Source organism: Streptomyces sp. GL_140 (assembly GCF_057834465.1).
In genome coordinates, this window is record NZ_CM174404.1 from 6770359 (window position 1) to 6783408 (window position 13050).

At 73.5% G+C, this 13050-nt stretch carries 10 protein-coding genes; 7 read left to right on the forward strand and 3 right to left on the reverse strand.

What is annotated here, in order from left to right:
- Positions 1–22 precede the first annotated feature (22 nt).
- The 3 genes from AC3IYJ_RS31635 to AC3IYJ_RS31645 all read left to right on the forward strand — a co-directional run bounded on the left by AC3IYJ_RS31635 (position 23) and on the right by AC3IYJ_RS31645 (position 4201).
- Positions 23–979 carry an oxidoreductase gene (locus tag AC3IYJ_RS31635; RefSeq protein WP_489397929.1) on the forward strand — a complete coding sequence of 319 codons (957 nt, stop codon included), beginning with the start codon at positions 23–25 and terminating at the stop codon, positions 977–979.
- 68 nt (positions 980–1047) lie between these two features.
- On the forward strand, positions 1048–2661 hold the full coding sequence (locus AC3IYJ_RS31640; protein ID WP_489397930.1) for an esterase/lipase family protein: 1614 nt from the start codon (positions 1048–1050) through the stop codon (positions 2659–2661).
- A gap of 121 nt (positions 2662–2782) precedes the next feature.
- Complete coding sequence (locus AC3IYJ_RS31645) at positions 2783–4201, forward strand: NAD(P)/FAD-dependent oxidoreductase (protein ID WP_489397931.1); 1419 nt, start codon at positions 2783–2785, stop codon at positions 4199–4201.
- Between the two features lie 156 nt (positions 4202–4357).
- Here AC3IYJ_RS31645 and AC3IYJ_RS31650 read toward each other — a convergent pair whose 3' ends face one another.
- Complete coding sequence (locus tag AC3IYJ_RS31650) at positions 4358–5278, reverse strand: trypsin-like serine peptidase (RefSeq protein ID WP_489397932.1); 921 nt, start codon at positions 5276–5278, stop codon at positions 4358–4360.
- A 164-nt stretch (positions 5279–5442) separates the two neighbouring features.
- On the opposite strand from AC3IYJ_RS31650, the gene AC3IYJ_RS31655 reads away from it, so the two are divergent.
- Entirely contained in the window at positions 5443–5820 is a 378-nt protein-coding gene (locus AC3IYJ_RS31655) for a VOC family protein (RefSeq protein ID WP_489397933.1), read from the forward strand.
- A 75-nt stretch (positions 5821–5895) separates the two neighbouring features.
- Positions 5896–6987: a tRNA (adenosine(37)-N6)-threonylcarbamoyltransferase complex transferase subunit TsaD gene (gene tsaD / locus AC3IYJ_RS31660; RefSeq protein WP_489397934.1), complete on the forward strand. Its 1092-nt coding sequence runs from the start codon at positions 5896–5898 to the stop codon at positions 6985–6987.
- Here tsaD and AC3IYJ_RS31665 read toward each other — a convergent pair.
- Together AC3IYJ_RS31665 and AC3IYJ_RS31670 are read right to left on the reverse strand one after the other, a co-directional pair.
- The gene (locus tag AC3IYJ_RS31665) at positions 6968–9304 is read right to left on the reverse strand and encodes an immune inhibitor A domain-containing protein (RefSeq protein ID WP_489397935.1); all 2337 of its coding nucleotides are present in this window, start codon (positions 9302–9304) and stop codon (positions 6968–6970) included. The genes tsaD and AC3IYJ_RS31665 overlap by 20 nt on opposite strands.
- A gap of 46 nt (positions 9305–9350) precedes the next feature.
- The gene (locus AC3IYJ_RS31670) at positions 9351–10481 is read right to left on the reverse strand and encodes a hypothetical protein (protein WP_489397936.1); all 1131 of its coding nucleotides are present in this window, start codon (positions 10479–10481) and stop codon (positions 9351–9353) included.
- Positions 10482–10681: 200 nt separating this feature from the next.
- Between AC3IYJ_RS31670 and AC3IYJ_RS31675 the strand changes: the two genes are divergently transcribed.
- Both AC3IYJ_RS31675 and AC3IYJ_RS31680 read left to right on the forward strand, forming a co-directional pair.
- Positions 10682–10846, forward strand: a complete 165-nt coding sequence (locus AC3IYJ_RS31675; protein WP_489397937.1) for a hypothetical protein — start codon at positions 10682–10684, stop codon at positions 10844–10846.
- On the forward strand, positions 10843–12978 hold the full coding sequence (locus AC3IYJ_RS31680; RefSeq protein WP_489397938.1) for a VMAP-C domain-containing protein: 2136 nt from the start codon (positions 10843–10845) through the stop codon (positions 12976–12978). The genes AC3IYJ_RS31675 and AC3IYJ_RS31680 overlap by 4 nt, the downstream gene beginning before the upstream one ends.
- Positions 12979–13050 lie beyond the last annotated feature (72 nt).

Genomic DNA, 13050 nt, shown 5'->3' on the forward strand with positions numbered 1-13050 from the left:
AGGACAGGACGAGGTGGGGGCAATGGCAGGCTGGCGTGCGTCGGACATGCCCGACCAGAGCGGCCGCACGGCCGTGGTCACGGGAGCCAACAGCGGGATCGGCTACTTCACCGCCCTCGAACTCGCGCGGCACGGCGCCTCGGTGGTGCTGGCATGCCGCAGCGCCGCCCGCGGACGGGCCGCCGAGGTGCGGATGCGCGCCGAAGTGCCCGGTGCGAAGGTGGAGTTCATCCCGCTCGACCTCGCCGACCTGGCCACTGTGCGGGAGTTCGCGGAGGCCTTCGCGCAGCGGCACGGCAGTCTCGACGTCCTCGTCAACAACGCCGGTGTGATGGCCCTGCCGTTCGGGCGGACCGCCGACGGGTTCGAGACCCAGTTCGGGGTCAACCACCTCGGCCACTTCGCCCTCACCGGGCTGCTCCTGCCCCGGCTCCTCGCCGCCGCGCCCGGGGCCCGGATCGTCAGTCTCTCCAGCGGCTTCCACATGTTCGGGGACGTGGACCACGCGGACCTCCACAGCGAGCGGAACTACCGGCGCTGGATCGCCTACGGCCGCTCCAAGACCGCCAACCTGCTCTTTACCCACGAGCTCGCCCGCAGGCTCGAGGCCGCCGGATCCGGGATCGTCGCGGCCGCCGCCCATCCCGGCTACGCGTCGACCAACCTGCACGTCGCCGCGGCCCCGCAGGCGGGCACCACCCTCGGCTCGCGGATCGCGGTCGCCGCCAACGGCCTCGGCATCGCCGTCGGCAACGGAATCATCGCCCAGTCCGCGGCCTCCGGCGCGCTGCCCGCCCTGTACGCGGCGACCGCGCCCGGGGTCCGGCCGGACGAGTTCATCGGGCCGCGGTTCAGCTTCCGCGGCGCGCCCGCCCGCTCCGGGCGGGCGAAATGGACCCTGGACGACAAGTCCGGCGAACGGCTCTGGGCCGCCTCGGAAAAGCTCACGGGAGTCTCGTACGCGTCCCTATCGCGCTGAATCCCCGGGGGCTAACTTGCTACTCCCCAGTCACTTCAGGCTGTCGAGCCGCATCCCCCGGGAGAGCCATGCGCAGATCCGCCCTGCCCACCGTTCCTCTGCCCGTTGGCCTGCTGTCCCCGATGCTCATCGCCACCGTCGCCGGGCTGCTCGGCGCGCTCCTGGCAACACTCCTCGCCGCCCCGGCGGCGCGGGCGTCCGTACCGGCCACCGCCCGCGCGCAGCAGCGTACGCCCGTCGTCCTCGTCCACGGCTACGGTGACACCGCGGCCTCCCTGGACGGGCTGGAGGACTACCTCCACGCGCAGGGCTGGCTCTTCAGCGACCTCGCCGAATTCGGCTACGACTGGGCCGCCACCAACGAGTCCAACGCCACCCGCTTCGGAGCCTTTCTCTCCGAGCGGTTCGGCTCCCGCCAGGTCGACGTGGTCGCGCACAGCATGGGCTCGCTGCTCACCCGCAAGTACCTCAAGGACGGAGGGAGTTCGCGGGTCCGCGCCTGGGTTTCCCTCGGCGGTCCCAACCACGGCGCCGGCGACGCCGCGCCCTGTGGGCCCTTCGCCGGCTTCTGCGACATCCACGCGGCCTCCCTCGCCGACATGACCCCCGGCAGTGCCTTCCTGAACTCCCTCAACGCGGGCGACGAGACCCCGGGCGCCACCCGCTACACCACCTTCAGCTCCTCCTGCGACCAGCAGATCCCGCCCGGCGACAGCCGTGCCCCGCACTCCACCGAACTGGCGGGCGCCGTCAACCACGTCCTGCCGGTCGGTGGCAGCGGCTGCCCCTCGCACTACGGACTGCTCTCCGACGACTGGGTCCGGCGGCAGATCGTCGCCGAGTTCTCCAAGGACCCGGTTTCCCAAGTCGACCTGAGGAGCGGCCCGTTCCGCATCACCGTCGACTCAGCCCGGTTCACCTCCAGCGGTGAGAGCGGCCCCGAGCTCTACGACGGCCTCACCCTCACCACCGACGCAACTGCCCGCACCCTGTGGCACCGCGACCGGGCCGGCGCCACCGCCTTCCCCGACCACGACCCCTGGTTCGGCCTGGACGACACCACCCGGAGCCAGATCTTCACCACGGAGGCGACCGTCACCGCCTACCTCACCGACGCCGACTACAGCGCCGGGAACAACGACGACGTGATGGCCGCCGGGCGGGTCCACTGGGACCCGGCGCTCGGCTTCGGGCGCTTCACCGCGAGGATCCTCGGCGTGGACGGCGGCGAGGCGGCCGTCACCTACACCGTCACCCCGGCGCAGTCCGCCGCCCCCGCCTGCCGGCTCCGCGTGGACCAGGCGGAGCTGACCTACTTCGACGACGGCACCACCCGGCCCGCGCTCTACGGGGACATCGCGGTCCGCACCGGCGGCGGCGCCCGCACCGCCGTGTGGTCGCGCTCCGCGTCCGACCCGTCGACCTTCCCCAACCAGGGCAACCGCAGCAACCCGGACCCGTACTTCTACCAGCGGGTCGGCTCGGGGGCCACGTACTCGCCCGGCCCGTTCGAGGTCGGCGTCCACCTCTGGGACCACGACGCCTCCTCGGCCGACGACCTGGTCGCCCGGGGCACCGTGGCCTGGGACCCCTGGACCGACCAACCCGGCACCCGCACCAGCGAGTTCTACGGGGACGACGGCGGGCACGTGAAGGTCGTCTGGACCGTGCTCTGCCCCTGACCCGGCAGGACGTCGGCCAGGTCGAGCGCGCCCCGCCATGAGCCCGTCCGCCCCCGGGAAGCCTCCGGGCGCCCCGTCCGGGCCCTGACCGGTCCGCCGCGCCCGCAGCAGACTCGACGGAATGGACGACGACGCTACGGACAACCACCCACACACCGATCCGGAGGCAGGGGGCCACGCGGTGGTCCTCGGGGCGGGCATGGCCGGGCTGCTGGCCGCTCGGGTCCTCGCCCGGAGGTTCCCCCGGGTCATTCTGATCGAGCGGGACGAACTGGCGGGGATCGGGCCGGAGTTGCGGTCCGGGATCCCGCAGTCCAGACACGCGCACATCCTGTGGTCGCGCGGTATCGACCTCATGGAGAAGATGCTGCCGGGCATCACCGCGAAGCTGGTGGAGGGCGGGGCCCGTCTGCTGGAGACCCCGCGGGACTTCCTCTGGCTGAGCCCGGCGGACTGGTTCCAGTCGGTGCCGGGCACCAAGGTCCTGATCGGGGGCCGGGACCTGCTCGACTGGACGGTGCGCGAGGAGGTCCTGCGGGACGGGCGCATCCGGATCCTGAGCGGTACGACGGCCACCGGGCTCGTGGCCGGACCGGACGGCCGCTCGGTGGCCGGAGTGCGGCTCCGCGACGCCGCCCCGCTGGCCGCCCGCCTGGTGGTCGACGCCACCGGCCGCACCTCCAAGGCCCCCGCCTGGCTCTCGGCCCTCGGCCACCCGGCCCCGAAGGTCACCCGCTACGACCCCCATCTCGGCTACTCCAGCCGCTACTTCGCCACGCCTGCCGATCCGGCGCGGCGCTGGCACGGCATGTACGTCCAGAGCCGGCCCGACCTCCCGCGCGGCGGTGTGCTCGTACCGCAGGGCGACGACCGCTGGCTGGTGACGCTCATCGGCAACGGCGAACACGCCCCGCCCGTCAAGGACGAGGAGTTCTTCGCGTTCGCCCGCAGCCTGCGCAGCCCGGCCCTCTACGACGCCATCCGCGACGCGACCCCGCTCTCGGGGGCCACCGCCTTCCGGAGCACCGTGAACGAATGGCGGCACTACGAGCGCATGGAGCGCTGGCCCGCCGGACTGGTGGTCCTCGGCGACGCGGCCTGCCGGTTCAACCCCGTGTACGGGCACGGGATGACGGTCGCCGCGCTCGCCGCGGAGGCCCTGGCCAAGGAGATCCGCACCCTGGACCCGGAGCAGATCGCCGCGGCCTCCCGGCGGATCCAGCGCAGCACCACGGCCGCGGCGGCCGTGCCCTGGCAGATCGCCACCAGCGAGGACATGCGCTACGCGGTGACGGACGGGCCACCGCCGGACCGGGCCACCCGGATCCTGCAGAACTACATGTCCAGGGTGATGGTCGGCGCCAACGCCGACCCGGTGATCTCGGGCCGGTTCTTCGGGGTCCTGTCGCTGACCGCCTCGCCCAACACCCTGCTCAGTCCGGCCACGATGATCCGCGTCCTGTCCAAGTGGCGGCTGCCCACCGCCCCGGACACCACCGACTACCCGGCCCACCACGGACCGGCCGTCGAGCGGGCCTAGGCCGTGTCTGACGGCTCTGCGCGGCGTCGCGGCGCCCGGCACGCACTCTCGACGCACCGGCCGAAAGGCCACGTACAACCAGTACGAGCGCATTCGGCCGGCACGCCGAGAGCACCGGACGCCGCTCCTTCCCCACGCAGAACCGTCAGACACGACCTAGCCCGCGATCGCGCGCAGGTAGAGGTCGCGGATGCCGTGGTCGAAGTAGGAGCTGTACGAGGTCTCGTCGTCGCCGCCGCCGTCCCGGCCGCCGATCACCCCGATCAGGGTGTTCCCGTCGGTCAGGACCGGACCGCCGCTGGTCCCGTTGGGTACGTCCTCGCAGTCGAGGCGCACCTGTGCGGGCCCGGCGGCGACGGCGGTGGTCGGGCAGCCCAATGGCTCCTCGGAGGTGTTGGGGTAGCCCATCAGCCGGGCGGGCACGGGGAGTTCCGTGCCGAACCGGATGGTCGCGGCCGGGCCGGTGACGTCCTCCAGCCGCTCCCGGGGATGGCCGGGGCGGCTCAGCCGCAGGAAGGCCACGTCGTAGTCGGGGTCCCGGTCCTCGATCCAGCGGGGGTCCACGTCGATCCGGTCCGGGACCCAGACCCCGTACGGGAAGGAGCCGTCCCGGTAGCCGGGGGCGAAGGCGAGGTTGGTGCGGAAGCCGCCGCGGTAGACGCAGTGGGCGGCGGTGACGATGAGGTCCCCGCCGGGGGAGTGGACCACGCTCGCCGAGCAGTGGTGGCCGGAGTCGCCGTCGTCGCCGGGGGAGAACAGGGCGCCGACGGCGGGCTCGGCGGGGACCGTCGCGGCCGCCAGGGGCTGTCCCGGGGCGGGGGCGGAAGCCGTCGGGCCCTTGTCGTCGGCCGCCGCCCCGCCGTCCGGCGCGCCGTTCAGTACCGCGGTCACCGTCGCCGCGTCGTCCGTGCTCGCGGGGTCCCGGAGGTAGCTGCCCCGGCCGGGGTCGCCCTCGGCCACGTACGCGGCCAGTGCGCGCAGCTTCCAGACGTACCCGGCGCCGCCGATGAGCAGCATGCAGCAGATGCCGGACAGCACGAGGCCCCGTGCGGCCCTGCCCTGGACCCTGGTGAACATGCGGTGCGCTCCTGCCCCTGAAATCTCATGCGTCAAGACCGAATCATCCGAATCATCCGTCTCCCGAACGGAGACGTGCGACGCGGTCGCGGTTCCGGAAGGGGAACGTGTCCGTCCTCACAGCTCCCCGGCGCGGGCCCCGCACCCGGCACTAGGATCGGCCCATGATCGCTGAGATGCAGTGCGTGGTGCTGGACTGTCCCGATCCGACCGCGCTGGCCGCGTTCTACCAGTCGCTGACGGGCGGCGAGGTCAACCGGCCCGACCGGCGCTGGACGACCGACGCGCGCTGGGCGACCCTGCACACCCCGGCGGGCTCCGTGCTCGCCTTCCAGCGGGCCGACGACCACCGCCGGCCCCAGTGGCCGGATCCGGAACGTCCCCAGCAGCTCCACCTCGACTTCGTCGTCGCGGACCTGGACCGGGCCCACGAGGAGGTGCTGGCCTGCGGCGCCGAGCTGCTGGACGAGAGCCGGGCGGCCGAGGGCTGGCGGGTCTACGCCGACCCGGCAGGGCACCCGTTCTGCCTGGTGTGCGACTGACGGGGGACGCGGGCGGGTCCGCGACCGGTACCCTTATTGCGACTAGTTCGCAATAAGGGTGAAGGTGGCGGCGCAATGGGCTCTCCGGTGGTGCTCGGCATCGAGTCCTCGTGCGACGAGACCGGCGCGGGCATCGTGTGGGACGGCCGGCTGCTCGCGCACGTCGTCGCCACCAGCATGGACGAGCACGCCCGCTTCGGCGGCGTCGTACCCGAGATCGCCGCCCGCGCCCACCTGCACTCCTTCAACCCGGTCGTCCGCCGGGCCCTCGACCAGGCCGGGCTCCGCCCCGACCAGCTCGATGCGATCGCCGTCACCACCGGCCCCGGCCTCTCCGGCGCCCTCCAGGTCGGTCTTGCCGGAGCCAAGACCCTCGCCTACGCGCTCGGCCTGCCGCTCTACGGCGTCCACCACCTCGCCGGCCACGTCGCCGCCGACACCCTGGAGCACGGGCCGCTGCCCGAGCCCTGCATGGTGCTGATCGTCTCCGGCGGCCACACCTCGCTGCTCCTCGTACGGGACCTCGTGCGCGAGCCGATCCTGCACCTCGGGGACACCCTGGACGACGCCGCGGGCGAATGCTTCGACAAGGTCGCCCGCGTGCTGGGCCTGCCCTACCCGGGAGGCCCCGCCATCGACCGCGCCGCCCGGGGCGGCAACCCGAAGGCCGTCCCCTTCCCCCGCCCGCTGACCGGCGGGCCGCGCGCGCAGGACCGGTACGCCTACTCGTTCTCCTTCTCGGGGCTCAAGACGGCCGCCGCCCGCTGGGCCGAGAGCCACCGGCTGCGCGGCGAGGAGCCGCCGGTCGCCGACGGCGCGGCCTCGCTCCAGGAGGCGGTGGCCGACGTACTGACCCGCAAGGCGGTCGCGGCCTGCAAGGAGTACGGGGTCAGGACCCTGGTGGTGGTCGGCGGGGTGGCCGCGAACTCCCGCGTACGGGAGCTCGCGGAGCGGCGCTGCGCCTCCGCCGGGATCGAACTGCGGGTGCCCCCGATGACGCTGTGCACCGACAACGGGGCGATGATCGCCGCCGTCGGGGACCTCCTGGTGCGGGCGGGCGTGGAGCCCGCCCCCCACGAGCTCACCATCGACCCGTCCGCACCACTGGAGTACGCCTCCCTCAACCCGCGTGCTCAGCTGGGGGAGTTCACGGCTTCGACGGGCTGACCTGCACCGTCGTCACCGTCCCGCCCGAGGCCTCCTTCGCCACCGCGATCCGGGTCCCGGTGTCCGGCACCTTGACCCCGAGCTGCGGCAGCCGTGCGTCCCAGTAGGAGCCGTGGCGGTCGTCGAAGACCGCCACCCCGGGCCGCGCCGGGATCACCACCGGTACCCCCGCCTTGTGCAGGACGACCCTCTCGCTCGCGCGGAGCGAGAAGGTGGCGTCGAAGGTCTGCGCGCGGGCGCCCAGCAGGGTGCCGTCCGTGTAGGCGAGCGGCTCGGGCCGGGAGTCGACGGGCAGCAGCAGCCCGCCGCCCGGATGCGCCTTGGTGGTGTTGTCGCTGTACGCGGTGTCCCAGAGCCAGATCAACACGCCCTGCTGGTACGGGAAGAACTCCACCTTGTCGCCCGTGAAGCCGAAGTTGTACGGGCCGGTCCTCAGCATGGTGCCGTAGCCGGTGTAGCGCCGGTTCTCCACGAAGTACGCGCGCGGGTGCTCCTCGCTGCCCGTGCGGCCCTGGGTGCGCGACCACTTGACCGCCGTCCAGCCGTTCGCACCCTGCTCAGCGCCGTCGCGCAGCAGTTCCCGGCCACCCGCGGTGACGCGGATGTCGTCGAACGCGACGCCCTTGCCGTGGGTGTTGCTGTCGGAGGTGGCGCGCAGCCGCAGCTGCACGCTCCTGCCCGCGAACCGGTCCAGCGGCACCGACAGCTGCTTCCATCCCGCCGAGGTCCCGGTGATCCCCTTCGCGCCGATCGCCGTGCCGTCCACGGTCCCCGGCAGGGCGCTCCAGCCCGCGCCGCCGTCCGTGGAGGCCTCCACCGTCAGGAAGTCGAAGTCCTGCTCGATGTCGTACCAGACCCGGGCATCGAGCCGGGCCGCGTCCGAGGGCGCCGTCGCCGTGAGGTCGACGGTGCGGCTCAGGGTGTTGTCCATGAAGTCACCCGTGCCGCTCCACCACTGGCTGCCGCCCTCGTAGGGATCGCCCAGTTCGGTCGTGGTCACCGAAGGCGGCAGATGGACCAACAGGGCTTGCGGATCCTCGGTGTTGTAGCCCGAGACCCCGAGCGTGGCCCGCGTGGTGCGGCCCGCGTCGGCCTCCGTGTACTGGAGCCAGCCCAGCTGGAGCTTGCTCCACGGGTCGAGGTCGCCGGGGAACTGGCCGGTGGTGTTCCGGCCCTTGCCGAGATAGGAGGCCGAGGACATCAGCGACCAGAAGTTGACGCTGTTGTCCCCGTCCGAGCTGTACAGGTCCGGCAGCCCCAGATCGTGGCCGAACTCGTGCGAGAACAGGCCTGCGCCGCTGTTCTCCCCGCCCGTCAGGTAGTCGCCGGCCCAGATGCCGGTGTCGCCGATCGGGGTGCCGCCCGCCTTGTTGCCCTGGGGACCCGCGCTGCCGGCCTGGTTCCAGTACGCGAACCAGCGGTGCGCCCACACGGCGTCCTTGCCCTGCGCGCCGCCGCCCCAGGTCTGGTCCTTGCCCGCGTGGACCACGACGAGGTGGTCGAGATAGCCGTCCGGCTCGTCGAAGTTGCCGTCGTGGTCGGCGTCGTAGCGGTCCCAGACGTCGTACTCGGCGAGCTCCGCCTTGATCTGCTCGGGCGTACGGCCTGCTCCGCGTTCGGAGTCGTACCAGGCGGCGGTGGCGTCCCGGGCCATGTCCCAGTTGGTCTGGCACTGGCCCGGCTCGGAGCAGTGGTCGGTGCCGTAACGGGCCTCGTTCCAGGGGAGCTTGACCCAGGCGCTCACGGTTCCGTCCATGTCGTAGCGACCGGAGGACTGCAGGTTGTAGTAGGCGCGCAGGGAGGCCGACTGCGGGTCGGCGGAGAAGAACTGCTGCTGGTAGTAGGCCCGGTCGAAGTCCTTGCGCCACAGGGTGTGGTTGTCGTCCTTGGCCGGCTTGTCGATGGTGTTGTGCAGGGGGCCGGGGGTGCCGCCGAAGCGCGGTTTGCCCTCGAACTCGGTGGTGTTGTCCACCTGGTCGCCGAATTCGGCGAGGATCACGAAGACCTTGTCCTTGCGTTCCTGGGCCAGCTCGACGTACCGCTTGCCGACCTTGGCCTGGCGCGGCAGCGTTCCGTCGGCCTCGGCCCGCAGGCCGCCGGGCCGGCCCGAAGCGACGTCTTCGAGGGCCTGGCGGCGCAGGGCCTGGCGCTGGACCTCCAGGGGTGCGGGTGGCGGGGCGGGGGCCTCCTGCTGTCCGGTCTGCTGTTGCTGCCCGGCCGGTGGCGGGGGTGCGGTGGCGGCGAGCGCGGGGGTGGTGGCGGTGGCGGCGAGGAGGGCGAGGGATATCGCCGCTCCCACCGCAGCGAGTCGGCGCAACGTGGCGGACCTTTCCGGGGGTTCGGATTGGAGCGCGAGTAATATTTCACATGTGACAGGTGATTGATAGGTGTGGATGTGCGCCGGGACCGGCTGAATCCAGCCGCATCCGGCGCCGCCGGTTTCCGGGTGCGTACGGTCCGAACTCGCCGTTACCGAGGCCCCGTTCGCCGAGCGGCGCTATGGTGCCGGGCGGGGGAAGACGGTGCGAGGGGGCGGAGCCGCGATGCGATTTCTGTTTGTGCACGGCACGGGGGTGCGGCGCGAGCGGCACGACAAGCTCTTCGCACTGCTCCGGGACCGGCTGACCGGACGGTTCCCCGACGCGACCGTCGACTCCTGCTTCTGGGGGGAACGCTTCGGCGCCACCCTCAGCGCCCAGGGCCGCTCCGTACCCGGACTGCGGCTCCCCGACGGGACCCCGGGGCCGGGGGATGACGGGACCGCCGAGTGGGGGCTGCTGATCGCCGACCCGCTCTGCGAGCTGCGGGTCCTGGCCGAAGCCGGCTGGGACACCGGCGCCGACGGGGACCGGCAGGAGGACGACGGCTTCGCCATGCCTGGTGTGCGGTCCGCCGGGGTCCGGGTGCTGGAGCTGCTGGCGGACCTGGCCGACCTGGCGGACCAGGCGGATCCGGCCGCTCCGGCCGACCTGGCCGAGGGCGGCAGAGTGTCCGGGCCGCCCGGAGCGCCCGGCGCCGGTGAGCAGGCCGCGCTGCTGCTCGGCACCGGGCTCGCCGCCGGATTCCCCGCCGCGCTGGAGATCGTCGCGGGCTCCGCCGAGGCCGCCCGCGCCGGTGCCCGCGCCACCGAGGAACCCCAGGCCCGGGAGCTGGCCACCGCTCTCGCCCGCGCGGTGACCGCCGCCGCGCTCGCCTCGGCCGGAGCCGAGGCCGACTGCACCGGGGCCGAACGCGACCGCCTGGTCGAGCTGCTCACCGCCCGGCTCGGCGGCGATGCCCGGGTGCCCGGAGCCCGGGCCGCCGCGGTCCTGGGCCGGCTCGCGATGCGCGTGAGCACCCAGCCCCTGCTCAACGCCTGGCGCGGCTCCCTCACCGTCGGCGCCACCCCGGCCCTCGGCGACATCCTGCGCTACCAGGCCCGGGGCGCCGACCTGCGCGCGTTCCTGCGCGAGCGGATCACCGCCGAACCCGGCCCGACCGTGCTCATCGGCCACAGCCTCGGCGGGATCGCCCTCGTGGACCTGCTCGCGCTCGCCGCCGCCCGCGGCGAACCCGTCCCCGGGGCCGCGCTGCTCGTCACCGTCGGCTCGCAGGCGCCGTTCCTCTACGAACTCGGCGCGCTGACCGGGATCGCGCCGGGCACGAGCTCCCGTACGCCTTCCCGCGCTGGCTCAACGTCTACGACCGCCAGGACGTGCTCTCGTACCTCGCCGAGCCCGTCTTCCCCGGCGACCCGCGCGTCAGCGACCACGAGATCGGCAGCCGCCAGCCCTTCCCCGCCTGCCACAGCGCCTACTGGAAACAGGATTCGCTCTACGCGCGCATCGAACAGGCGGTGGCCGAAGCGGAGATCGGGTGATTCCGGCCGGCTTCCTCCCTCCCGCCCTCGGCCCCCGGCGCACCTTCGCGCTCGTCGCCGGGGTCGAAAGCTATGCCGTCAGCCACCGCTGGAACCTGCGCGGCCCGGCCCGCGACGCCCTGCGGTTCGCGCGCTGGCTGACCGGGCCGGGGGAGGTCCCGCCGGGCAACGTGAAGCTGTTGCTGTCCCCGCTGGACGACCCCGACACGCTCGGCTGGTCGGCCTCCCCGGGTCTGGAGGCCCTGCGAGCCACCCACCGGCCGGCCACCGAGGAGAACGTGAAGGCGGTGCTCCTCGACGAACTCCCCGCCTGCGACGGGGACCTGCTGTGGATCTTCTGGGCGGGGCACGGCTACATCGAGCCGCGCGGCGGCGAACTCATGCTCCCCTGCGCCGACGCAAGCCCCGGCCAGATCCGCCACCTCAACCTTGACTCCGCGCTGCGCTGGTGGCGCACCGACCTGGTCAAACACCGCCGGTTCCCGCTCCAGGCGGCCCTGGTGGACGCCTGCCGGGTCGACGCGCCCCGCGACACCCGGTGGAACTTCGGTGCCAACGACTACGGCGGCGGAGCCACGGTCCCCGGGCGCAGGCAGTTCCGGCTCTACGCCTCCCGCGAGGGCGAGGCCGCGCAGAACGACGCCGAGCGCGGCGCGGGCCTCTTCACCGAGGCCCTCCTCGGGGAACTCGGCGAACGCACGGTCCGCGACGGCGCCGCCGCACTCGCCGACACGGCCCGCTCCATCCACCGCACCTTCCGCGAGCGGCGGGAGCGCGGCGAGGGCTGGCAGCTCCCGCAGTTCGTCGTGGACCGGGACTGGGACGCCTGTTCCTTCCTCGACGAGGACCTGCCCGGGGCGGCGCCGCCGCCCCGCGCGGCCCGCCTGGACCAGACGGCCTGGGACGGACTCGGCGAGCTCTTCGAGGGCCGCGACCTGCCGCGATGCTCCTACGAGGCATACCTGTGGGCCTTCAGGGCCACCGGCTGCGCACCCCCGGTCCACGGCGGCCTGCCGGGCGACAGTCTGCTGGAGGTGGTCCAGGACCTGGACGAGCGGCACGGTGGGCCGGGCGGGATGCCGCTCGTGGTGCCCTTCGTACGGTTCCTCGGCGACCGGGCCGCAGCGGCCGGCGCCGGTGACGCGGGCGACGAACGCTGGGCGGCCCGGCTGCGCGACTGGGTACAGGGCACCCGCGAACGCCTGGCCCTGCCCGCGCTGCGGCCCCCGCCCCCGCCCCCGCGCAGAACGGCCCTGCACGTGCGGCTGGAATCGCCGCCGGGCGGTGAGGACGGATTCCTGGCCCGGATGTGGCTGCGGCGCGATACGGCCGAGCACATCTGGGAGTCGGAGGGCGAGCCGGTCCGGCTGGATGCAGTACGGAACGAGCTCGTACGGCAACTGGGCACCGTAGGGCGGGCATTGGTGGGGCATCCGGAGGCCGGGCTGCCCTCCGACGCGGTGGAGCGGATCGAGTTCCACGTCCCGTACGAGCTGCTGGACCTCGACTTCGACCAGTGGCTCGTCCCGCGCGGCCCCGGCGGCCGGACCAGGGCTCTGGGGCTCGTCTACCAGGTGGTGGTGAGCTGTCCGCAGGAGCGCGAGGACACGGGCAGGGAATGGCGTACCAAATGGCGCTGGCTGTGGACCCAGGGCGGGCGGCACGCCGACGCGGTCCGGGTGGTGACGGATGCGGACGTGTACGACGGACTCGGCGTGGAGCTGGGGGCGGAGCTCGCACCCGCCTGCGTACTGGCCCACACGCCGGGCGGGGCGCGGACGGGGGCGGTGGTGGAGGCGGTGCTGGAGGGAGGGGTCCCGGTGGCGGTCTGGCGGCGCGCGGGCGGTCCCCCCGGTGCCCCGGCTCCGCCCGGCCAGCTCGCTCCCCCCGGTTCCCCCGCTCCGCCCGGTCTCCTCGCCCTGCTCGCGCCGGCCGGCGAGGGCGGGCGCCCCGACCCCGGCGCACTCGACGTGCGCACACTGCCGGCGCGCGTACGGGAGGTGCGCCGGGCGGCCGTCGGAGCGGGTGCGGGCGCCCCCTACGGCAGTCGACAACAGGCAGTGGGGGCAGACCGGTTGGTGCTCTTGTGGGACGATCCCGACGACACGCTCACCCTGCGGCCCCTGGCCTGAACCGATCCCGATACCGACCACTCGTCCGATCCGGATCCCGATCCCGATCCTGATGCCGGCCACCGAACCCGA

Excerpts from the sequence above, each read along its gene's own strand:
- AC3IYJ_RS31635 (WP_489397929.1), top strand. The coding sequence starts at position 23 with ATGGCAGGCTGGCGTGCGTCGGACATGCCCGACCAGAGCGGCCGCACG.
- AC3IYJ_RS31640 (WP_489397930.1), top strand. The coding sequence starts at position 1,048 with ATGCGCAGATCCGCCCTGCCCACCGTTCCTCTGCCCGTTGGCCTGCTG.
- AC3IYJ_RS31645 (WP_489397931.1), top strand. The coding sequence starts at position 2,783 with ATGGACGACGACGCTACGGACAACCACCCACACACCGATCCGGAGGCA.
- AC3IYJ_RS31650 (WP_489397932.1), bottom strand. The coding sequence starts at position 5,278 with ATGTTCACCAGGGTCCAGGGCAGGGCCGCACGGGGCCTCGTGCTGTCC.
- AC3IYJ_RS31655 (WP_489397933.1), top strand. The coding sequence starts at position 5,443 with ATGATCGCTGAGATGCAGTGCGTGGTGCTGGACTGTCCCGATCCGACC.
- tsaD (WP_489397934.1), top strand. The coding sequence starts at position 5,896 with ATGGGCTCTCCGGTGGTGCTCGGCATCGAGTCCTCGTGCGACGAGACC.